Source organism: Cohnella herbarum (assembly GCF_012849095.1).
GTDB classification, from domain to species: Bacteria; Bacillota; Bacilli; order Paenibacillales; family Paenibacillaceae; genus Cohnella; species Cohnella herbarum.
On sequence record NZ_CP051680.1, the window covers coordinates 3693406 to 3718681 of the forward strand.

Consider the following 25276-nt stretch of genomic DNA (forward strand, 5'->3'; position numbering starts at 1 on the left):
TATGGCAAAACATGAAATATGATATTCTGGGATTAGCAAAATAGAAGACGAGAAAGGCTAGCGATGGTCATGCAGCTTCCGGCAGAACTTCGACCTTCGATCCGGGTTGCCCATTCCTATGATTTCCCCAAAGGATCGAACGAAACAGAATCGACCAGATACGGTTATTGTTACGCCTTCCATCTCATTAAGAGCGGCAAAGGCAAGATCGCGGTATCCGACCGAACGTATCCGGTAAGAAAAGGCGACCTGATCTATTTCCCGCCTTCTCTTCGGCATTCCTTCTTCTCCGATCCGGAACAGCCGCTCTCCAGCTACAACGTATATTGCGAATTATGGCTGCCTGCCCCCATGGATACCCAACTCCATCTCGTATGGGAAGCTTCCGAATTTAATCCCTTGTATCTCACGCGAATCCAAGCACATCCGGCAATCGATCGTCTTCCTTTTCACTTCCCGCTTCAGCACCATGAACCGATGCTGATCTCGTTTGAACACATCGTCAATCATCGCCAACGACTCCATCCGCTTTCTTCCGAAATCGCGGATAGCTTGCTAAAAGCATTCTTATTGGAATTCATTCAACTCTCGCAAGCTCCGTTACTTGCCGATTATCGGATCAAACAAATCATCGATCTCATTAACCAAGGGGCTAACGCGAGCAGGGATTACGAGAAGTGGCTCTCGATAAGCGGACTCAGAAAAACGCAATTCCATGATTTATTCAAAAAAGCGACGGGGCTATCTCCCAAAGCCTACTGGACGAGGGCGATCATGAAACAAGCCGCTGCGGCCCTTAGAGAAAGCAACCGTTCTATCACGGAACTGGCTGACGACTTGGGATATTCATCCGTTCATCACTTCACGAAACAATTCACGGCATTCTACGGAGTGCCTCCTTCCGTATTCCGATATTCTCGCTAGCAAATATGATCGCCATTAAAAGGCAGCCCTGCGAGAGGGCTGCCTTTAATAGTAATATGCCTAGATGAGTCCCGATTGTCGCAGCAGCTTCTGGATAATCGCCGCCACTTCCCCGCGCGTGATGTTCTCTTTCGGTGCAAGGCGATTACCGTCTTTGCCGGATACGATTCCCGCTTTCAAGCAGGAGGCGATGTAGGCTCTAGCGTAACCTGATACGCCGGCGGCATCGGCGTACTTAGCCAGCAAGTCCCCTTGCTCCTTCTCCGTCAGAGTCGTCTCCGTGCCAGCGATCTTCATTGTTCTTGCGACCATCGTCATCGCTTGCTCGCGGGTCAGCTTATCGGAAGCTCCGAAGCTGCCGTTCGAAAGCCCGGTAACGATACCTCGCGCATAGGCCGCGTTCACGTATCCCGCATACCAGTTCGAGGAGTTAACGTCGGAGAACGGTATTTTGTCGGCTTGGGCTTCGACCTTCAAGCCGAGCGCCTTGACGATAATAGCCGAGAACTCCGCACGGGTAATATCGCGATTCGGTTCGAACGTTCCGTTGCCTGCGCCGCTAAGCACCTTACGAGAGCCAAGATCGTTGATTATTTTCTGTGCCCAATGGTTCTCCACGTCCGTAAAACTAACTTTGTTGGCGATCAAAGCATACATGCTATTCGTCAAACTATTGACGATCGCAACAGGCTTGCCTTCGATTTGAGTGACTTTGGTCGGAACATGTCTAACCATGCCGTCATTCTCGATCACAACGGCCGTCGTAACCGTTGAAGAATCGACACCGTCAGGAATCGAGATCGTCCTCTGAACGTATACGCCGAAATGGCTTATTTCGCCCGTCTTATCTCCGAACGCATACGTAATGTTAAAGTCCATCGACGGTACTACGATCGAGAACCCGCCTTGTTTTGCCGCGTCCTCAAGCGCTTTGGTTTGCTCCTTATTCGGCTTCCGCAACTCGATTCGGAAAACGATATTTTTCAGGTCGACTTGTTGGCCGAACTGGCGAGAGATCGCAGCCATATCGATTTGATTTAACGGAATCGTGTAGCTTGCCGCATCCGTCTTCACTACGACGACGTCTTGACTGTCGCCCATATCTTTGACCATCTGTCCGTTCAATTCTCCGATTGCAACGTCCGCCGCAGCTTTGATAATGATGGTAATAACGGCATTGTTACCTTCAAGCAGCTTTTGCAGCTTTTTCTCGTTCAAAGTAACCGTCGTCGTCGTTTTTCCTCCGCTGACAACCGTCGTTTCTTCTCCTACGGATTGCGGCTTACCGTTCACGAGAACCTCGGCTCCTTCCGAGGAGCCGCCTCCGCCGCCTCCCCCGCCACCTCCGCCGGCGTTTTTAGTGAAAGTTGCCTCGAACAGGGCGCTGTCGTTTTTGCCTTCCACGACCGTAATGGCTTTCACCGTCGTTTTCTCGCTAATCTGGAAAGGCTGGCTGTAGAGCAACGAGTCTTCGGTCGGCTCTTCGCCGTCCAAAGTATAATAGATCGTTCCGCCAGCTTCCGTGGTAGTGAGCACCACCTGTGCTGTCCCCGCGAATTGCGGTGCAGTCGAACTCGTAGGTTTGGCAGCCGTATCCGTATATTGCTCAGGCTGTCGGCCTATCACAATCGTGCGGCTCTTGTCGTTCAACGTTGCGGTCAAGCGAATTCCGGCGCTATCGTTCCCAGTCGTCCAAACGACGGATGCGTCGCCGGACTTCGTATAGCTGCCTTTCACGCGATACGCCGTATCGTTGTCGCTAAGCACAACTGCCGCCGTAGACACGATGCCGTCATTCGTTCCGTTAAAATGCTTTAACAACGGATAACTCTTTTGCGAAGCTTGCCAAATCGACTTATTGAATGCTGTCGGCAGTTCCCCGTTCACAAGCACCTTTGTTTTCAAGCCAATTGCTTGGGCTGTCACGCCCTTCACCCGTTTGCCTTCGGCGGTGTAATAAGCCGTATTCTGCTGAAGCATTTGACTATCGTAAACATTGTTCAGCAAAGCGGCCTCATTCGTTACTTGACCTGCAATCCCGCCGATAAACGTTTGGCCTTTGACCAGCTTTCCTTGAACGCTCGCGGATGCTTGTCCGGCATTAATGGAGTGGTTGATGCTGCCTTCTGCCGCATACCCCGCCAAGCCTCCGGCGCGAGCTGTAACTAGCCCCTCTGCCTTAACTTCGCCGGAATGGTAGCTATTTACGATCGTCCCTTTGTTAACGCCTGCCAGACCGCCGGCATTCGCTTCATTGCCAACAACCTTTAAGCTTGGATAGGCAATGCTTTGATCAATGAAAGCTCCGGCATCGTTCACACCGGCAATTCCTCCCGCCGCAACCGATGCAGATTCATTCGCAGCGTAGATATTCGCAGTGGAAACGGACTTGACGATACGCCCCGAGTTTTTTCCGGCAATACCGCCCGTATGGTTCCCGCCTGTTAACGAGCCGCTAACCCCAACGTTCTCGATCACGCCCGCCGCTTCGTTCGTTCCTGCTACGATACCGGCATTCGTTCCGCCGCTCACATTCGTCTCTACGAATTGAACATTCGCTACTTTGCCTTTATTGACAGAGATAAAGCCGTAGCTTACATAATCGCTCGCTTTGTAGGTAAGGGCGGAAATCGGATGACCTTTCCCATCGAACTCGCCTAGGAATTGGTTAAACGGTACCCACCATTTTCCTGACAGATCAATGCGGTCAGCCAATTCAATCTTTACTATGGCCGGAGATTGCGACCCTGAGCGATCCAACAAACGGTAGACCGTCGAATCGTTGCTCAGCAACGCCAATGCCGCCAACTGCTCCCCTGTTTTCGCTACGAACGGGAAGTTCCCTTTGACATGGCTCGATATCGGAGTGAAATCCGGCATGAACGACCACTTCTGGAAGGAAAGCAGAACCGGTTCATTTTGATTGACTCCATCCATGTAACCCCAAATGCCATTGCCCGAGAAATCCCAATTATTGAACGTCGGACGAGCTGCAAAGTCGACTTTGACGGCCGTCTGTTTCGTTTCGTTAATGTCTTGGTTAATCGGGTTCAATGCGTTCGAATAATAAGAATTCGTTAACGTTCCCTCGTAAAAATTGTATCCGACAAGCGCTCCCATGTAAGAGTTGGCTCCATCGGCACGCGCCGAAACGGCATTTACGCTTTCGTATACGCGCGTTAATCGACCGTCGTTGTATCCCGCAAAGCCGCCGGCGTAGGAACGGGTTGCATTACGATCCCCGTTGGCCACGACGGTCTGCTGTGCCGCGTAAGCATCCTCAATCACGCCGTCTTTATTGACGACCGCTACGAAACCACCGCTTCTAGCATCGAACGCCGTATTGTCAACATCTCCCGCTGCATAAGCTTGTTGAACGACGTATTCGTTCACGGTTCCGGCAAACCCGCCGGCATAAGTTCCCGCCGCGCCGCTAGTCGTTACCGATCCTTCGGCATAAGACTGACTAACCGTGCCTGACGCATGGCCGCCCAATAGTCCGACGAAGCCCCCTGCATAAACGGTGTTGTGCGCATGGCTGCTTGTCACGGAAACCGGTAGATTGGAAGAGGAATGCCGAATGTCCGTCGCATCCGCCAATCCTACGAAACCTCCTACGTGAGTAACCGCCTGCACTCCTGCATTCGTAACGGCGTTGCCCACAACGATTCGTTCTCCGTCGGAAGACTTCGCATGCGAATATGCGATTTGACCGCCTGTCGTTTGACCGGCGATACCGCCGATGTGGTATACACTGTTGGAATCAGCATTAATGTTGGAGCGAGCGTTCGCATTAACGATATACCCGTTGCTCCATCCTGCAACGCCGCCAGCTGTAGCGGTCTTAACTCCCTCAATCTCAAGACCCGCCTCGGTGAACGAATTGTATACCGAAGCAGAATTCAACCGACCGACGATGGTGCCTGCGGTTACGTCGGCACGATTGCCGGTACCGACAATCGCGATGTTTCCTCCGGTTACGTTCGCTTCGTAAATTCCGTAGTGAAACGGTACGGAATATCCGAAGTCTAGTGCCGCATTCGGAGACGTTGCCTCCGCGGTTCCCGCGACACCGCCCACGGTACTCGTGCCGGCTTCGGTTGCAATGGCAATGTTCGGAGCCGCTCTCACTTTGAATAAAACCGAGTTGTTGCTATTGCCGACGATCCCGCCGACTTGGATATGATCTGCCTTTGCAGTCAAAACGCCTTCGAACGAAGCTTCCCTAACTGCCGTATTCGTCAATTGTCCCGCAATACCGCCCAAGATGCCGTTCTCGCCGCTTGCCGAGATAACGACATTCGCAACGGCAACGTTGTCCATACCGAACGTATTGCCGCCCGTTCCCGACTTCTCGCCGACGACGCCGCCAACGATGCCGTGGCCGATCACATTGATTGTTGTTTCTACCGCGTTGTTCGCCTCAACGACGACATCCCGGATCGCTTGATTCGTGCCGGATTTACCGATCGCTCCGCCAACGATAGATTGGTTATCGGTCGCTTCGATCTTGCCATCCTCGAACGTAACCGCCAAACCTTCCGCCGTTCCCGAGGCAAAGAAACCGACGATCCCGCCAACGATTGCTTCCTTAGCGGTGGATCTAATTGCGCCGCCATTGTTCAAAATAACTTTAACGTTTTCAACTTTACTCTTTTCCGTACTTTTACCGACGACTCCACCGACGATGGCACCGTCAACATTGCCGCTCGATACTTGAGCGTCAGATAGAATTACGTTTACAGCAATTACATGCCCCTTATTCAAGGCAACTAGCGAGCCGCTCAGTTGGTCGCCGCCGATCGAAGCAGGTGCGAGTCTCAAGTCTCTTACAGTCCCGTTTTCACCTATCACTCCGAACAATCCGGAATAACTGTCGTGTTCTACTTTCAATCCGCTGATCAGATGATTCTGACCGTCGAATAACCCTTCGAACGCGTCATCCTCACTCAAGCCAATGGGTGTCCAATCGTTGGACTGGATATAAATCGGTCCCGTGATCAGGATTTTCTTGTTGCTGAAATTGAATTTAGGCGCACCTGTTACCGTTCCGTTTACCAAACCTGCTAACCCGGCAAGCTCCGATTCCGAACTAATCCTGTAAGTGTCGCTCGACGGGTTGTTCGTGTACCAAGAAATATTGGCATTTACGGTTCCGCCTCCGCCGTTGCCTCCACCACCGGTGTTGGCGCTCAAATTAAGCTCCGGATATTTGTATTCGGCGATAACCGCTCCGTATCTCCAGTTCGTCGCATTAAACGTCCATCCTGACAAGCTAGGGAAATAATTTCGATCCGCCAATTTGGCTGACAGGATCGGGCTTAATCTGTCATATTCGTTCAACTCGTAATAGTTGCCGCCGCCGAAATCAAGTAGGCCGCTGTTAATATGCTTTGCCTCGTCTTTCAAGTAATACGTTTCGGATATAAGCGTTTTGCTGGCATTATCGTATCGTCCGGCAAACCCACCTGCCCGTGCGCCGTTACTCGCAGTGACTTGACCTGCGGAGTAGCTTTCATGCACCACTCCGGTCGTGACCTGGCCAATCAACCCTCCGACGAACGATTGGCTGTCATTCGCGACAACCTCTTTCGCCGCATAAGAGGTTTTAACTTGCCCGGAATGCTTGCCGACCAATCCGCCGACGTAAGTGTAGGCTCCATTTGCTTTCACAACCGCATTGACGTAACTTTTCTCAATCGAACCGGTGTTATTGCCGGCGATGCCGCCTAACAGCGCTTTGTTAGAGTTAGTTCCAACGGCTCCGCTCGTCAAATTGCGATCGATATGAGAAGCAATGATTTTACCGCTGTTGTCCCCGACAAGACCGCCGGCTATCGTAGACTGACCGCCGATCGTCATTATCGCGTTGGAATAGGTATAATTGATCGTGCCTGTGTTTTTGCCTGCGAACCCGCCCACAACGCTTTGGTTGCCGACCGATTTCAGTGGAATGTTATCTGCGATGCTGATGTCCGCAACGATGGATTTGTTCGCTCCGATCAAACCGCCGACGATCGCGTTTGGCGCATTCACTTCGATATCCGCCGTTGCGCGGCTATTTTGCACCGTGCTGGCGGAAGTCCCGATGGCTCCGGTATCCGCACTTCCATCCCGGGCGTCATTGAGACCGATCATACCGCCGACGGTGGAGTTCGCCGCGGTAGACTGCGCGGCAATTTTTAGCGTTTTAATGTAATTGCCCGACATCACCGCAGTTGGCGTTCCTTTATTGTAACCGGCGATACCGCCGATCAAGGAATTCGCTCCGCCCTGCACCAGCGTAAGCTGCTGACCGAATACTTTGTCGATGTGGGTTGCTTTCGCTACTCCCACGATACCGCCGACCTGTGAGCCGTCAGCCGTTGCACTCGCGGTCAACTTCACATATTCGATGTTTTGGACGGAGCCATTGCCCGTTATCGTCGATTGATCCGCTTCGCCAACTAATCCGCCTGCGATGGAGTCCGCTCCGCTAACTGTAATTTGAACATAGTTATTCGCTGTTCCTAATAACTTAACTTGATCAATGTCAGCTTCCTTAACCGCTCCGGCGATTCCGCCAACGACAGAGCCTACTCCGCTAACCGTCAACGTTGGACTGTTCACCTTCATACGATCAATAGTCGAGGAATTGCTGCCTCCGACTATTCCTCCGACTTTAGCACCGGATGCTTCGGAAGTGATTTTCAGACCTTTCACATTAACGGTTGTCCCATTCCCTTTCACCGCATGATTGTTGGATGCGCCTGCAATTCCTCCGATGTGGCTGTCGGATCCTTTGGCCGTAAGGTTGATCTTATCGACCGTCAGATTCGTTAGAGCAGCGTTATTATTACCCACGATACCGCCGATTTTCGAATCTTTGCCTTCGGCCGTAATCGATATGGAAGTAACGGGAAGTTTAAGCTGCGCTTCCCCTAACGCTAAGCTGTTGTCGCCGACTATGCCTCCGACGTTGCTGCCTTCGCCTTTCGCAACGAAAGTAACTTCGCTTACGTTAATGACTTCACCTGCGGAACCTAATGTCACGCTAGATGGAGCTTTCCCAATGGCACCGCCAATATTGGATTGTGCTCCGTCAGAGGTGATCGTTGCATGGCTCACCGTACCTGCTGTAACCGTCAAATTGCCATCATCCGCTCCGACAATACCGCCTGCCGACGTGTTACTGGAAAGGATTTTCAGATTAAAAGTGCGGGTTGCTACTCCTCCATTTTCCTCTTCCGGAACGGCGCCCCCGACTTTCGCAGATGATATTTCACCCTTTACTTGTCCTGCAACTCCGCCCGCAAACCCGACTTGTCCGGCATTGGATTGAACCGTCGTAAATTTCACGATTGGCGACAGGACACTGCCTTCGATATAACCGGCGACGCCACCGACATGCCCGCTCGAAGAAATCGCGGTATCAACCATTGCGTCATCGAGGTATCCAATCGTAGGAGCCGATACCGTCGCGCTATTAATTAATCCTGCAACTCCGCCGGTATAAGCTCCGTCACCGCCCGTAACCTCAATCGTTCCGAAGAAGGTTGAGTTTTCGATCAGACTGCCAGCCCCTGCTTCATAGGACCCTACAATCCCCCCCGTATACACTTGGCTCTGATCGGATAGATCGGAAGCCGTAACGGTGATCTTGTTGGAGAACGTAAGATTAGGGAAGGTTTGATCTACGCCGCTAGTCGCGACTTGGCCAACGAAACCGCCCGTATACATCTTGTTCGCCCCGCTGACCGTAATGTCGCCTTCGCTGCGAACGTCCAAATCCGGCAACGCTTTGACATACGCTTTGTTCGACACGATGCCGCCCGTATAAACTTCGGAATTGCCGACTACCGTAATGGAGCCAGTATTGACGTATTCGGCATTCTCTCCAGCTAAGCTCAAAGTGCCATCGGCATGACCGACAAGTCCTCCGGTGTATACCCGATCTGCCGCTCCTAATACTTCAATATTGCCTGTATTAGAGGCAGCGCCGCCGAACGAAACCGTACTCGCGGCATAACCGAATAATCCCCCCGTATAGACGCCGGCTTTACCGCTTGCTTGAATAGCGCCGCTGCTGGTGAAGTCTGTATTCCATGTCAGAGGTGCAGCCATATATCCTGCTATACCGCCTGTGTAAGCGGAGCCGCCCGACTTGTTGGTCAAGTCGGCGCTCTTCGTAACATCAAAGTTCATATCGTTAACGATAGACTTCGCAGCATTTCCGTAAAGTCCGATCAGTCCTCCGGCATAGGAGTTTCCTGTTGATTCGGAGCTAATGTTCCCCGTGTTGGAAGTTTTGTTGGAGAACGTCACATTCGCGTTTGCCGTTGAACTTCCAACAATTCCGCCGAAGTATGCGTTGAAGTTGTTCGTTCCGGATATGTCACCGCTGTTCTCAATACCGTCTTCCATCGTTAACTCATGATCGATAGAACCGACGATGCCCGCCGCGCTAAAATCCGTTAACGTGTTATGCGCGGCAACCGAAGCCGTATTAGATACGTTCTGGAGAATGAGTGCGCCGAAAGGAGCGGCGACGATCCCGCCGCTCGATCCGTATACCGCACCGTTCACCGTAACGCTTCCGTTGTTCGTTGCGTTATACAGCTTGCCGGAAGCAAGTCCGGCGATTCCTCCGACATACCCTTCCTTCGTTGATTTGGAAGTGATCGCTACCGCGCTAGATACGTCATATACGGTGCTGTTGCCATCCATATGGCCGACCACTGCGCCTACAGCGATGCCATCCGTCGAATCAATCTGAATCGTTCCCGATGTTAACTGGAGGTTCCCTACGATTGCGTTCTCCATATATCCGAAGAGTCCCGCATGAGGATAATTTCCGTTAACTCTAAGACCGGAGAGCTTTGCTCCCCCCTGATTCCCGATGAGAGTCCCTCTGAACGGATGAGCTTTCGTTCCGATCGGCACCCAATCGAAGCTGGATAAATCCAACTCCGTACCGGGCGACGCAATGTCTATCGCAATAATGTTGCCTTGGAAATCGTCCGTACCGTTATTGACCAGCTTGGCAAGACCCGCAAGATTAGCCGCCGAATTAATCGTAAACGTCTGATAGCTTGGATTATACCAAGATATATCCGCATTGCTGTCCCAGCTAGCAGCACTTGACTGCTGCGGTGTCGCAAGCAGAGAGATGAAGAGAGATAGGACTAACAACAAGCTGATCGTTTTTTTCGAAAATCCCATTTTGCACCTTCCCGTCGGTCATTTATCAATCTATTATTTCGTTGGGATCAATTCGCTCAATCGAACCGCAATCGCTGCCGCCTGGGCTCTCGTCAACGCATCGTCCGGGCTGATGTAGCCGTTCTGGCCCGAAATGACACCTCGTTGGATACATAACGCAACGGGAACTTTCGCCCAATCCGGAATGGAAGCTCCGTCCTTAAAGCCTGCAAGAATACGATCCGCTTCGCTCAACGTAATCTCTGCATCCAGCCCGATCGCCTTCATGCTTCTTCCGACCATGACCATCGCTTCGATTCTCGAAAGCTTCTCGTTCGGCTTGTATGAGCCATCTTTAAAACCTGTTACAATTCCGTTCTTCACCGCAATCGCTACGCTATTGCTGAACCAATCCTTCGCTGCAACGTCCGCAAAGCTTGCAGTCGCTTGTTCGTTCATCAGTCCAAGCACGCGCAGTAGTACTGTCGGGTACTCCGCTCTCGTAATCGCCTTATCCGGATCGAACAAGTTGCCTGATCGGCCGAGCATGAACAATTTGCCTACGGCATCGGATACGATTTTCTTCGCCCAGCTCTGATCGCCCACGTCTTTAAATGACTTAGCGTTGCTCAAGAAAGCAATGCTGCCGTTTCCTGTCAATCGAACGGAGACATAAGGAATGTTGCCCTTAGAATCCAGTTTCCAAGGGATTGTTGTCCATTTGCCTTGCTCATCCAAGAGAACGACCGCCGTAATTTCTTCGGGCTTCACGCCGTCCGGCACTGCGATTTTCCCGAACACCGACTGCTTGTCGTAAATTTCCGATGCTTGTACGACGAACGTCGCGCCTTGACCCGCGCCTAACAGGCTTGCTTGCAATTGCTTAGCAATATCCGCAAGACGATCGCGAGTTGCACTGTCGTTTCTAGCTATCGTTACTTTCACCGCATCGCTAGACTTCGAAGTTTCCGCCGCTCTGAAATTCAACTCTGCAAATGGGAGTTCTAATCCAATCGGTTGACCGTTGCTCGCCATACGCTGCCATAAGCCTTTGCTTAAGTTATATTCGTAGCGCTCGACAGTGCCGCCTTTCGTGATAATGACAAGCGGTTGTCCATCCTTCACTACATTTTCCGGAACTTCTGTCACAATCGTTCCGTTCACTTCTTTGCTATCGAGCTTGTGTCCGTTCACCGTCGTTTCGGCTGGTCCGCTCGGAGCGCCGCCTCCGCCTCCGCCACCAGGGGCGGGTGTCCACAGCACAGCTTCAATCGGTTGAGACGCCGCTGCCACCAGCTTCGTCGTCGAGTTCCGCTTAGCGACGATAATCCAATTCCCAGTTACTGTGCCAATTTCTCCGTTAGCCGGCAGAACGCTCCAACTGCCCAGATTGTCTTGCTTATTCGGAACGACAACGCTACCCCTGTTCGGATACACGCGGTACACAAGCTCATGACCTTTCAGATCACCCGCGGATTGCACCGTTACTTTCGTGACTTTGGCATTCCCCGTCACGGAGCTAGCATGCGCTTCGATAGATTCAAGTCCGGAATCTACCTTAACGACTGCCATCGCTTCAAGTTGCGCATCCTCGGAAGCTTGATATAACGCCCGCACGACGATAGCTCCGTCTTGCAGCCCCGTTACTGTGCCGTCCGCAGCGACTATCGCCGCTTCCCCTGCGTAAGATTCGAACGTTAGCTTGTCTAGTTCGTCCGCAGGTACGGCGATTTCTTTGTACAACTGTTTTCCTTTGTCTTTACCATTAGGAACGCGCAGCTTAACTTCTATTTTCTTCGATTGATTCGGCTGGATCGGCGCGACGGTGTTAAGGATTAGCGCAACTGGCGGCGTAACCGCGTCATTCAGCACTTCGACCGCAGCCTCATTACGATTGCCCGCATCGTCGATCGTCACAAACTCCAGCTTCATTTTCGGATCGCTGAACGTAATCGGAACGGAATCGTCAAACTTGCCGTCGTCTGCCACTGTGATCGGACTTCCGTTCACCGTAAGCGTCGCACCTTTGGTTGTCGTACCTTTAACGACGACTTTGCCATTTTCCGTTCTACCCCCGGTAATCGGCTCGTCGATATAAAGCACAGGAGCCATCGTATCAACGGTTAAGTAGAGCATCGTAATGGAGAAATCACCCGTCAGCTTATTCCGAGCCTTCAACTCAACCGCATAAGTTCCATCTGTCTTGAAGTTGCTGAGCTCCAATTTGCCGGAATTGCTTCCACTCAGATCGACGCTTCCAATCGACTTCTCGTCGTACAACGCTTCGACTGTCACGTTGCTCTGACTTGCCGTAACGCCGATGATCTGTTTTGTTGAATTCGTGATCAGGTTGAAGTACGCGCCGTTATCGCTGACGGTCACCTTGCTTGGAGCCGCGCTCGCGAGAGTCAGCTTCGGCTTGCTCGGAACAGGCAGTAAGGTATTAACTGAATATGTCGAGTTTGAATAATGTAGATTTTCATTTTTGTCGACTGCCTTGGACGGCTTCACTGCCGAAGACACGCCAACAACATAATGCTGTCCAACCTCGAGTCCTGTATGTTTATCCGGCGTTTTCGAAGCTTTACCCGTCAAGCTGGAAGGATTCACTTCATTCGAATTGGACATTGCCGTCCATCCGCCTAGTCGGATATGCTCATATTTCCCATCGGTCGCGTTCCAGTGGGACGCTAGCTCCGTCTCCGTAAACAGAAGGGAACCGAAATTCGGATACGGAACAAGCTGATCGCCCGACTGCTGCAACGCTTCGATCGCATAGCTATGCTCAAAACTCGTTTGGCCTGGCTTCTTAACCGCCGGCTTAAAGGAAAGCTCGAAAAATCCGTTGCCTGCAGGCGTAATCTGAACATCGGTAACCTCCGCAGGTGCCAGCGGATCGATGATCTCGAATTTATCCGTTGCCGTCTTCGTCTGGAAATTCGTCGCCGACTTCAACTCGGCTCGCAAATAATACTCGCCTTGCGCGAGCAAGCCCCGAATGTCTTCGGTATCTCCTAACAAAGACACGTTGGTCACGTCGATCTGGACGTTACCTGTTGTCGTTCCCGCCACGGTTGATCCGTTGTTCGCAACGTCGATATCCTTGGCAATCAACAGTCCCACATCGCCGGGATTGATCACTTCCGCCCCGTCGACCATTGTTGTTGCGTTCGTTACGGCATCCTTCGTCAAATACAGATTGATTTTATCCCCCGGCTTCGCATTCGGAACTTTCCAGGAAGCGGTAAACTGGTTGGCATCCGCAGCGTTTCGCTCCAGCTTGATCTCGTCCAGCTTCGCCAACTGCGGAATGTTCAGCAGCTTCGTCTTCACCGCTTGATTGGAAACAAGCGTCCAATTGCCGCGATTCGCTTCGATTACGTTTTTCGGAATCGCAATATAAACTTTGTTCGCAGCTACGCCTTTATCCGATACGCGCTGAACGAACGCGTTAGCAGTAGGCTTCGTCTGATCGAATTCCAGCTTGTATACGTTACCTCTGCTGTCCTTCAATTCCAGATTCGGCTCGGTTTCACCGGAATACTGAACTTCAACGAGCGCGTCTCCCGTCGGCTGAGCCATTGGGATCACATGCTTCTTGCCGCCGTTCGAAGCTTCGATTCCTCCGATACCCAAGTTCATCGTACCCGTGTCGATCATCTCGACACCGTCCGCCACATTGCGATACACGACTTCCTGCTGCTCGTTTTCTTCAGACTCCCACGATGTGGCCAACGTCTCGATGCCCTCGCCGATGACGACGAGCTTGGGTCCGGTTTCCGGGTCGTCCACCTTCAAATAAATGTAACCTTCCGGCAGTCCTTCTCCCGAAGTACCGATTTCAATATCCCCGTCAAAATAGTACGTAATGCCGAGCGAAATGAAGAGAATGGTCAATCCGCCCCACATTTTATCGTTGTTCACCCCTAGCGAGATGCCGCCGAGAGCCAAGCCCCCGACAACTGGAACACTGCCCGGAACTTGTACCTTCGCACCGACGAAGCCTTCGAAATCGATGCGGTTCTTCTCCAGGTTCTGGCCGATGAAGATCGAAGCTTTACCGATGATCACATCCCAACCGAGTACGTCAACCTCGGCTTTGGCGAAGACGAACCACGGTGTCATCCATTGCGCCCCTACCGAGGCTTCCTTCAACATTTCCAGCTTCTCCGAATTAGCGTCAGGGGCGTAATCGAGCTTGCCCGTTAATTTGAAGCCGGACCGTTTCAATATCAGATCAATCTTTCCGTAGAATGTTGCCGGCTGCACGCCGAAACTGATGTCGGCGCCGGCTTCGATCGTGAGCGGAACATCGCTTGTTCCGCCGGCAATCGTATCCGCCAATTCGCGAATCGCTCCGCGAACGCTCGTCAAATACGTGCCTGCCGTGATGAGTACGCCCGGCTCGGGGAGATCCGCAGAAAATCCGATCACATTCGGCAAAATCCGCCCATCGTCAACTTGTTTAAACTCGATCTCGACGCCAATCGTCGTAACGCCTTTCAGATCGGCATCGAATTTCAAGCCGTACGTGTTGTCGATGCCTTCAACGTCCTGAACATAGTGAACGATGTTGATTTCGCCCGAAACGCCGCTTTTCTCTTGCTCTCCGGCATCGCCGGCACCGATTAAACCGACGTCCTGTTCTAGCTCGAATTTCAATCCGGCATCGATGCCGACAAACCCTTTGTCGTTAAACACGACATTTTTGATTTCCGATTCTAGAATCTTAAGCGACAACGCTCCGCCGAACGAAATGCCGCCTTCCCGAAGGATGAAGTCATTGAATTTCAATCCGAAGCCCTCGATCGAGAAGCTCGGTGCCGCAAACAAGCTATGTCTGTTGAAATAAACGTCTTCCAGCATCAACTGGCGCATCGGGTTCAGCCGGTCTCCCAACCCACCGACCGCCCAATTCAAGGACCCGTTCAACGAATCGTCTTCTTCGCCGTTCGGTTCGTTTTCTTCTTCCTCTTCTTCCCCTTCTTCGTCCTCCGGACCTCTAAGCGACTTGTCGAAGCCGTTGAAGAAATCAAGCGTCCATTCTCCTTTGTGGAACACGAACCCGCTGCTGGCTACGCTTAGAGTTCCGTCTCCTTTGACGATCAGGCTGTCTAGAAATGGTACGCCAGAGAAGTCCACTCTTCCTCCGAATATATTAATCTCGCCGTTGACGAATACCATGTCTTTGCCCTTATAGGCAACGGCTTTGTTAATAATCGCCGGCTCGGTCGTCGTATCGACGACATATTTCGCCTCTTCTCCCGACCCGATCTGTGAAATCATTCCCGTAATTTCGACAAGAATTTCATCTTCTTCGTTTTCTTCCTTATACGCTTCAAGCTCGTCTTCGCTTTCGAATGGCATGAGCTGGTACGCCGGCACTTCCTCAAGCGACATTGCCGAGTCCATATCGTATCCGGGTTCAACCGCGCTGCTCGCGATTTCCAATGCTGATTTAACTGCTTTAAAATTACCTATATCGCGGGCAAGGTTGGTTGCTTTATACCCTGGGAAAGCAGCCTCGATAGCTTCAATAGCCTCTGCATCGAGAGGTGCGCCCGATTCGTTTTCCAAAGTTACAACCCGTTTCACAACCGTCAAAATATTCGCCTTACGGACGCGAGCCTCTTCATTCTCGGTGACCGCGAACGTCTGCCGCGTCTTAACGTCAAGCAGCGCCGCAACCTCGGAATCTCCGCCCGCATCGCCTTTATAATCCACTTCGACGTTATACTCGCCAAGCGGCAACTCCGGCCCCAAATCCTTCATCGGCTTGCCGTTCTCGTCTTCCACGACCTGACCGCTGTCGTCTACCAGATCCCCCGTGCGATACGTAATGCGCATATCGCCTATCTCACCCGAGTTGGTTGGTTGCAAGATTACCGATGAATTGACAGGCACCTTATATCGTTTACCGGATGCGACTTCACGGAAGAACAAGTCGAAGTTTGCCGGCGCATTCGCGTCGCCCGCGCTGTAGGCTTCAATATTCGACATATTCACCGTAACGTATTTAACATCCGTGCTGAACGCTTCTTCCGGCGACAACGCATAGACGAGAGTTTGCTTTGCATCCCCGATTGGGGGCAGCAGAATAAAATCCGCTTTACTCGATTGGTAAGCCGCTTTAACGTCCTCGTCCTTTATCGTTTCCAGCTTTTGTTCCGTTTCCGGACTTGAAGCCGTCAATAGATACTGCTTCGTCGCTGGCCACGATTTGCCTTGGGCTTTCACTTTGAAAGAGACCGCAACCGTTTCCCCCGGCTTATATTTAGGCGTTATGCCTTGTGCGGCTTCTTCCGGTGTTGCCGTCTTGTACAAAGTCAGAGCTTTACTTCGGCCCGCTTCGGTCACTGCCTTGCCATTACTGTCCCTTACGATTTTGCCACGCTCGTCAAGCTTAACAAAGCTTAAACCGCTCTCCAGCTCAAGCGCGGCTACAATACGAGAATGCAGCATATTGTAAGACGCGATGTTCTCGATTTCGGCCGTAATATCGAAAATGCCTTCATTCTCGTAAGCGCTGCCGTCCTCCAGTGTCCCCATCTGATGAACAGGGTCTATGTTACGGATCGAGAACACTCTGTCCGGAGCGACGATCTCGCCAAGTCCGTAAACCGTTTCGAACGTTTTCACATTACCGGAAGTGACTCTGTCCGGATTCCAGTAGAAAGCGACGGCCGAATCCGCCGAACCGTAATCGTTCGTATCCGTCGTAAAGTCGAGATTCGGGTTTACGTTATACTCCCACTTCGTATTCGCCATGCTGTTCCAATGTCCGACGATCATCTCGTCGACAATGTTGATGCCGCCCTCGCTGAAATTGTTGAAGCCGTAAGCGAGTACGTTCGTTGCAAGCGGATTCGAAGGATCGAGCTTGTCTTTCATTACCCAGTAGGCAGGCAATTTGTGGTAAAGGCGTTCTCCTTCCGGGATGCTGCTATCCGGATCATGCACGAGTTTTCTTTCCACTTGCAGCGGATTTCTGCTAATATTCCCGATCTGGAAGGCCGGACCGTCGTTGCCCCCGACCATCGTGTCGAGAAGCAATCGGGTGCCGACCTGCACTTCCGCGCCGGAACGATTGTTCACTTCATATCGAATGTTGACGTTCCCTGCATTTTTCTTATCGCTAACGTCCGCATATAACATCAAAATTTGCTTAATTTCGACGCCTTTGATTTTCCATACCGTCTCGATCTGCTTTGTTCCGTTCTTGTTATCTACGATGACGGGTCTACTAATCTCCGAAAATAAGCTGGGCGCGAATTTATAGGGATTTCCGAAAATATAATCTGTTCCGTCGATGCGAAACGTCGTGAAAGAAGTCTCGGGATTATCGCCCGCAAAGATCATATTTACATTTTGATCCTTCTTGCGAATAGGCTGCCCTTCTACTGTACGAATGCCGAATCGCCCTGTATCGTTATTGACCGTTACTTTAATAAAATCATTGCCTAGCACCGTAACATTCGGCGCGCTTACAATATCGGCGAACACGGCTGCCGGGAATTGAAGCACCAACGCGATCAGCAGAAACAGCGCCACACATTGCTTAAATCCTTTCATCTGCCACTACTCCTCTATGTATAATGGAATTACCGAACGCCAAAGCGCGCCGCTCTTAGGCATTGCGCGCTTCGGTGTACTTCTTGATTTATTTTCCAACCTGCTTCTTCATTTTACCGATAAAAAACATCGCGTATTCCCGCTCTCTCTCCTGCGTACGAACGACAATCGTATACCAGCCCGTATCCGGGAACGTTACCTTGAATTGCTGCTCGGACAGTTGCTTCATCGTGAGCTTGTCCGCGATAACCTTCATTTGTCCTTCGCGATACAGTCCGCTGTAGGAATACAAATCGTATTGCGCTAGCGCATTATTCGACTTCTGACCGTTAACCGGCATTTCGTCGAATCCGGTAATTCTGAACGTAATTTCGTTCGTGCCGTACAAAATACTCTCCGACACCATCGACGATATCAGCTGTCCATTACCGACGATAAGCAGTCCGGCATCTTTCATGACGACGACCTTCTGCGTAGCAGTAGCCGTATTGCCGACTTCGTCTTGCACGGTGTAGGTCACCGTTTGCGGTCCGATCTTGGACAGATCAAGTCCGCTAATCGATACCTTATGCTGCAAAGCTTCGGAATCCGACACATTATCGGAAACCGTGTACCCTCCCAGGTCTTTGGCCGGATCGAGGTTCGGCTTGTTCTGTTGCACGGCGACAACACCCGACTTCAGTTCAATCGTCGGTGCCGTATTGTCGAGTCCTGCCGTCTTGATCCTCACTCTGTTCAAGTTTCCGACCAGATCGGTAAGCACTATCGTCATCTCGCCGTTATCGTCAAATAATTTCGTAAATTGATAGCTTCCGTTTCCATCGCTAATACGCTGGTTAGGCCCGCCTCTGACGAAGATTTCATTCGGCGCGGCTACTTGGCCCTTAATCGTGACTTTGACTTTACCTTTCGCGTGCGGAACGCCATCAATGAGCTTAATGTTCTCAAGAGGAATCGCCATTCCTTGATCGTCTACAAACTGATATTCAACCTCCGGATCAGGCAAACTGGACACAATGTAATCGACTTCCTCGCTTAATACGGCAACATTGCCCAGATCATCCCGGATGATGAATTTCGCTTTATCGTTGCCGTAGAGCGTTTTGCTCTTTCCTCCGCTCACCGAGTTGAAGTCTTTGCCGTTCTCATCCGCCTTGTCCAGTTCCAGCGTTACGCCTTGCGCAAGCACGACATTACCGTTCGCATCTTCGATTGTCTTGAAGTCTCTCAATTCGTTGTCGAATTGATACGAATACGACTTGTTGATTACTGCATTAGGCGGCGTTCTATCGATGTTCGCAACCGTCGCCGTTGCCGTGCCCTTGCTGCCCCCCTCATCTTCGAACTCGAAGGAGAAGCTCCCATTCTCGGTAAATAAGAAACTGCTCCGTCCTTCGTTGTTCGTAATTCGCACGGGCTCGGAAGTCTTCAGCTCTGCGAGTACGTTCGAGGATGTCGGCTTCGTAACGCTATAGACAATTTCGCCTGTCGGCGCAGCATTATCGACGTTGCTCACGACTACGATCAATGTCGCTTTCCTCGCCTCGTTCACCGTATCTTGAAGCTCGAAGGAGTATAGGCCGTTCTGCGTAACCTTGAACGTATCCGCATCCATCCGTTCCGGCACGCTCGGATTCACGTCAGCGGAAGGCGCAATCGAAATCCCGTTCGCAGCTTCGATGTCGAGCATGACTTCGTTGGTTTTGCCTAGCGTGTTATGAACAGCAATTCCGTAAACCGGCTTCTCCTGCCAATTACCGCTTGCGCTCAAGCTAACCGGTTCACTCTCCTTGCCCGTCGGCGTTCTGAATCTCGCTTTCAGCTTGTTTAGTCGCTCCAAGCCCGTTCCGCCGACTTCGACTTTCACAAAGTTGCTGTAAGGTGCCCACGAGCTCCATGTCACGCCGTCATCGGTCGAAACCGAATGCTCGAAGCCTTCCTTGGACGTATTATCCAGCTCGAGGTTCAAGATGGCGTAATAGCCGTCGGTTGCGTCTCCGTAAGCGTAAATGACGTCCGCCTTATTAACGACGATTTCAGCGTCGGTCTTCTTAATGACCTTAAAGTCGCCCGTAGGTTTGATAGCGTCATTGCCGGCGCCATCTACCGCATGAACGTACAGTTTATAGTTAGCCGTTTCCCCGATCTCTAGATTCCGATCATCAATGACCACTTGACCGTTTTCCGGCAATGCTAGCCATCCGGTCGACGTTGCCGTAGGTGCGCTGTCCGACGATTTAATCCATTGATACTTCGCCGATGTACCCTGTACGCTGAGCGATTCATTAACCGATACGACAACGGAATGCTTCTCCTTAGCGTAGTTGGAGCTTGTTGGGCTAAAGCTAACATCAGGCGCTTTGTTATCAAAGCGATAGGATTTCACGTAGTACAAATAACGATTCTGATCTTTCTCTTTCACTCTAATATGCAAGTACCGTTCTCCGTTAATCGCCTTGTTGGCAGGAATGCCGTAATAATGATGTCCGTTCCGCAATTCTTCGCTGGACGTAATATCCTTGTACAAGCTTGCGGCAGGTCTCGTAGTCGACGATGCACCGAATGCGTACTCCGCCTTGTCGATCTGTATGCCTTTAATTCCGAACGCAACATCATGGCTTTGTACGTAGCTTGAACTCGCTTCGGGTTCGAAAACGTACTTCACGATATTAGATGATTTGACATTAACTTTACCTTCCATCTTCGCCGACGTTGTATTGCCTGCCATATCCTCGACCTTGACGTACAGCTCATAATCGCCGTCGTCATCGACATGATTAAGAGTCGTGACCGTACGGCTGCCGTCGGCATTTTCGGGAATGACCTTCCAACCGATATTCGATACTTTCCCGCCGGCTTTCACCCACTGGAACAACAGCTTGTTCGCATTCAACCCGCTGTGCGAGTCGGCAATAACGATAGGCACCGTAACTTCAGCGGTTTCATTGCCGTTCGCTGTGCCGATCGTAAGCGTAGGCAGCTTGTTGTCTAAGCTGATTTCACCTACGTTATAGACCCAGTTGGAATCATCGCGTTTGAAGTCGCTTAGAGGCCACACGGATAAGTCGCTGTATTTCCCGGCAGCACCAAGCACTTTATTCATTGCATACTTTTCGGCATCGACATCCGATCCGCCGGGAGTTTGCGTTTTGTATTCCTGAATCCATTCCTCATATTTCGCGGCATGAGTATCCTTGAACGTTTTTACCTTCTCATCCTGCATGAGCTCCCGTGCTGTATCCCACGTCATATCCGCCGTCCATGTGTGCAAATACCATTTGCCGCTGCCCCCGGCAGTCAGCGCTTCTTCGGGAGGCAGTAATACGTTCGTCTTATTGTTTGCCTGATCCACTTCGAAGTCGTTCATTCCCGTCGGATACAAGCCTTCATACGGTTGCTTTCCTGCAAGAGAAAAACGCTTAATAGCCGCGAAGTTGTCCGCTTCATAACCGGCTAATGGATTGTTCGGACTCTTACTCCAGTAATAGAACACAAGACCAACGTTGGAAGAATTACCTGATTGATTACCTGTCATATTATTCGGGCGGTAGATTCCCCGGCTCGGCCGCTCCGGAACCGACTGATCCGGATCAAGCGCATTTGTCTTCACGGAGGGATCGTTCGCATCGATCGTCATTTTACCTGAACGTTTATAAATCGTGTCGGTAGCCCCGCTCGCGTCGTAACGGAAGCTAATGCTCGGCTTTGTATTATCAATCGCTAGCTTGGCCCAGTCGATCTTCGTGTTCGACGTTGACAGTCCTGGTTTTTCTTCGTTTACCACCTTGTCGGCATATGCGGAATCCATAAGCAGGTTGCCGGCATAATCCTGAATAACGCCTTTGTCGGAATGATCGCCCTTCGATTCGTGAGTGAGAGCGATCGCTTTAAGCAAAGCCACATCCGTAATCTCTTCCGTTATTGGAGCACGAAATAACCAGGTTTTGGTGTTCTGTCCGGAAACGTAATTCGCTTTCATCCCATTGTTGAAATAGAGGTGCAGCCCTTGATAAGTTCCGCCCATGCGGGCGATATCTTCATTCAAGATCGTTTCCTCTGAAAGCTGCACCTTAAAGTCGATCGTATCTCCTTTATTAAGCGTGCTGCCCGTCAGAATATCCGGCTGTATGCCGTTGGCCGTCAGCGAATACCGGGGCGGGACCGCATCAACGATAATCCGGTAGCCGCCGTTAGCATAGTCGAACGGATTAACGGTCTTGCCATGCAAATAAGGGATGCTTTCTGAATTGACTTTTTTGTCAAAATCGCTATCTAAATTAAGAGGATTACCCGCCGCATCATAGAAGCCAGCCTCGCTGATTTTCTGATGTAACGACATTTTGTTTAATACTGGATTACTAATCGTTATTTCGCCGTTACTTTCGATTGGATTATTACCCGTATGAATGAATTCGGTAGCATTAAATGTATAAGGAAGAACAGCGGTATAACCCTGAATCAATTCAGGCGGCAATCCCATGCTTGAAACATTGCCATCCGTCGGCAAACCTTCGCCAGTTGGAACAGTGAACAAGTTATGACTGATCAATGAGCTATCGCCTGTGGTTGCGCTCATACTGTTGCTTGCTTTTACAGCCTCGCTGAAATTGTAGTCGAGCTGAAAATTCGCGTTCTTTTTCACCAGCAATTCTTGCTGCTGAATATTCGAGTTTGGACGCTCTACACCATCGGTCTTAAACGTATAATCTTTCATAGTCGGCGATTCCCAATCGGCAAAATAGATGCGGATGCCTTCTACTGCGTCGGTTGTGCCGTCTTCGGTATATGTCCTAATAATAATGTCATCATCTACGCCAAAGCTTCTCCATCCCGAGTTGACATTCTCATGCGCAACCTCGCTGTCACCGTGCCACTCTCCTGAACCTCCAGTGCTAGTAGAAGACCAAATTTCGGCGTCATCGAGCCAATAAACCTTGACCAGATATCTCGCCTGTCCCCCCTCGGCAAGCTGCTTCAGTTCCGGAATTTCTTTAACGCGGATTTTACCGACGAACGTTCCGTCTGTGTCGGAAACGGAATCCCACGGGTGATTGTCATGAAAGCCAATGTCATTCTCTTGATCTGTATACACGCCCTGGATTCCTGATTTTCCTTCGCTCTCGCGAGTATAGTCTTCATAGAACCATTCAAAAGCGGTTCTAAATATGCGCACGTCGTCTCCGTCGTCAAAATCATCCCGTTCCATATCGTACGGCGTCTCGAACGAGGTTTGATTCCAACTGGACAACTCTGCGCCGTTAACGATCTTAATCCTTTTATCCATACCAACGGGCTGTATATACATATCACGATAATCCGGACTATTGGCCGCCTGAACTTCCCGTCCCTCTGTCCATATGCTTAGCGTTGCCAGCATGGAAACGACTAACGCAATCGAAGTATATTTAAGCACTCTACTTCTCATCTGAACCCCTCCTCGAATGATGTTGCTTTATAACGCTACGAACGGCATCCATATCGACGACAAGATGAATGTTGTTCATCGTTCGCAACGAACCTGAAATGACGCCCACAACGTCCCCGTTCTTATCTAATACCGGGCCTCCGGACATCCCGCTGGCCACCTGCGCGGTAATCAGAATACGATCCCTGCCGTTAATCGGCGCCCGCGGGCTGCTTACGATTCCTTCGGTAATGATCTTCGTCTCCTTCATCGGGTAACCGAGCGCGAAAATCCGTTCGCCGTGTTTGGTTTTGCCGGATCGCAAATTCAAATATCGATATCCCGCTTGGGAGGGTGACCCACTCGCAGGAAGCTTGAGTACGGCGATATCTTGCTCCTTGTTCTCGGCGGTGACGGTGACCGGTTCCACAACCGTGCCGTCGTTCATGACAACGGATATTCGCTCGGCTCCTTCCACGACGTGATACGCCGTCAGAGCTTTGCCCTCCTTGTCGATCATAAACCCGGTGCCGACATCCTTAATCGTTCCATCCGCTCGATATACTCGGACGTATAATGTCGCATGCTGGGCAAGCTCGTAAATCCCTTCCGAATCGTATGTATGGCGATCCTCCGCCCCCGAAACCGGAACTTGACTTAAAAATAAACAAACGAGGCCAACGAATAACCAAAGACGTTTACTTGCTTGCTTCAAATAAAACTCACCTCGTTCGCATGGGTAAGGGCTGCATAAATCCCAAGCTAGTATAGAAGAATCCGCTTAACAAACACTGAACAGTGCCAACGAGAACTGTCGCCTCGCGCATGTTCCCTCTTAGACCGTTCCATCTCCGAAATTAGTAAAGATCTTGCCTCGTTTTACTCGGAAACCCTGTTTATTCCAGTAATTATCGAACACCTCCTCATATCCGGCTGGTATACTGGGGTTATCTAATCGGTTCATAGGGAAAGAAGGTTTGCCAGGATGCAACTGGAATTACACGAAAGCGAGCTCAAAGTGACAGCCGACGGTTTAACGATAGATTTGTTGCCGAAGGAGTTCGCTCTATTGCAATTTCTCTACCGCAACAGAGGTCGTACGTTTAACCGCGAACAGTTGCTTGATAACGTGTGGCCGCTGGAATATCCGGTCGAACGGACGGTGGATGACCATATCTACAGACTGCGCAAGAAGCTAGACCCTTTCGGCGATCTGGAAATTAAGACGGTCCGGGGATATGGCTACAGCCTTGCTTTGCGCGATCCCAATCATCCGGGGGCAATGAATCCCACTACGCAGGACCGAGAACTGCACGAGACTATGCGGAATGTATTCGAGAAATATCAGCAATACGGCCAAGGCCGTTCGATGCTAACCCTTGCGCGACAACAAGATGTTCTTGGTTACGAATTGGACCCGTTTTATGCCGTGTATGTCCATTTCGTGCAAGGCGATCTGGATTGGCTACTGAATACGGTTGAAGCTCCGATTGGCGAACGCTTTTATTGGTTGCTGTTGTTTTATATTTTTTCAGGTAATCCGGCAATGGGGCTGGCTATCTGCGAGCAAGTGTTAGCGAAGAAACTGCTGTCTCCCCCGCAGCACAAGGAAATGGAAATTCTCAACATTCTTGATCTGTGCGCGCTGGCGGGACAACCAGATAAAGCGCTGGAGCGCTTGAAAATAAGTCACATCGCGATCGCCGATCCGGATTACGAGAATTTTATTCCGCACATTGCAATCGCCGAAATGTTCGTCCACCTCGTTGCAGGAGCGAAAGAGCATGAACTGGAGAAAATGGCGGGAGCAATCGAAGCCGAAATGCTGTGCGCTAAGCCTTTTCTACGCGAGATCGGAAGTTTTAAGGTGGTCATGGGACTGTGGGCGGTAAGGCGCCAAGCATGGCGCGAAGCGGAAAAGCTGTTGGATGAGGGACTACAGGTACTCGACAAGTCGGGATTTGTGCCGCTGAAGCTAGGTGCCCTTTACCGGATTATTCATTACCTCGATATGGTCTCTCTGGAGAAAAAACGGCTGCGGAAATACATAACTCTATTCGAAGAAGAACGGCTGCGGATCGGCTTCGACAAGCTTTCAGCGGCGCTGGAAGCTACGATCATGAACGAATTGTACCGCCTCTGATCTTGCTCTGACATTCCTCCGTTACAGTAATATCGTGCCTTAAACGATCTTAC

The 25276-nt window shown here is 50.9% G+C and carries 6 protein-coding genes; 2 read left to right on the forward strand and 4 right to left on the reverse strand.

Annotated features, from left to right (window positions below):
* Positions 1 to 63: 63 nt before the first annotated feature.
* Positions 64 to 924 (forward strand): helix-turn-helix domain-containing protein, encoded by an 861-nt coding sequence (locus HH215_RS16350; RefSeq protein WP_169280875.1) that lies wholly within the window; start codon positions 64 to 66, stop codon positions 922 to 924.
* A gap of 60 nt (positions 925 to 984) precedes the next feature.
* On the opposite strand, the gene HH215_RS16355 is transcribed toward HH215_RS16350, so the two are convergent.
* The 4 genes from HH215_RS16355 to HH215_RS16370 form a co-directional block, all read right to left on the reverse strand.
* Positions 985 to 10125, reverse strand: coding sequence for an S-layer homology domain-containing protein (locus tag HH215_RS16355; RefSeq protein WP_169280876.1), 9141 nt, complete (start codon positions 10123 to 10125; stop codon positions 985 to 987).
* Positions 10126 to 10158: 33 nt separating this feature from the next.
* The gene (locus HH215_RS16360; protein WP_169280877.1) at positions 10159 to 17676 is read right to left on the reverse strand and encodes an S-layer homology domain-containing protein; all 7518 of its coding nucleotides are present in this window, start codon (positions 17674 to 17676) and stop codon (positions 10159 to 10161) included.
* 88 nt (positions 17677 to 17764) lie between these two features.
* Complete coding sequence (locus tag HH215_RS16365) at positions 17765 to 23101, reverse strand: DUF5011/hyalin repeat domain-containing protein (protein ID WP_169280878.1); 5337 nt, start codon at positions 23099 to 23101, stop codon at positions 17765 to 17767.
* Complete coding sequence (locus tag HH215_RS16370; RefSeq protein ID WP_169280879.1) at positions 23091 to 23795, reverse strand: S1 family peptidase; 705 nt, start codon at positions 23793 to 23795, stop codon at positions 23091 to 23093. The genes HH215_RS16365 and HH215_RS16370 overlap by 11 nt, the downstream gene beginning before the upstream one ends.
* Positions 23796 to 24065: 270 nt before the next feature.
* On the opposite strand from HH215_RS16370, the gene HH215_RS16375 reads away from it, so the two are divergent.
* Entirely contained in the window at positions 24066 to 25223 is a 1158-nt protein-coding gene (locus tag HH215_RS16375) for a winged helix-turn-helix domain-containing protein (protein ID WP_169280880.1), read from the forward strand.
* The last annotated feature ends 53 nt before the right edge of the window (positions 25224 to 25276 follow it).

What these genes read in the sequence shown, in the direction of transcription:
- HH215_RS16375 (WP_169280880.1), top strand. Translation starts at nt 24,066, where the DNA reads ATGCAACTGGAATTACACGAAAGCGAGCTCAAAGTGACAGCCGACGGT.
- HH215_RS16360 (WP_169280877.1), bottom strand. Translation starts at nt 17,676, where the DNA reads ATGAAAGGATTTAAGCAATGTGTGGCGCTGTTTCTGCTGATCGCGTTG.
- HH215_RS16355 (WP_169280876.1), bottom strand. Translation starts at nt 10,125, where the DNA reads ATGGGATTTTCGAAAAAAACGATCAGCTTGTTGTTAGTCCTATCTCTC.
- HH215_RS16365 (WP_169280878.1), bottom strand. Translation starts at nt 23,101, where the DNA reads ATGAGAAGTAGAGTGCTTAAATATACTTCGATTGCGTTAGTCGTTTCC.
- HH215_RS16350 (WP_169280875.1), top strand. Translation starts at nt 64, where the DNA reads ATGGTCATGCAGCTTCCGGCAGAACTTCGACCTTCGATCCGGGTTGCC.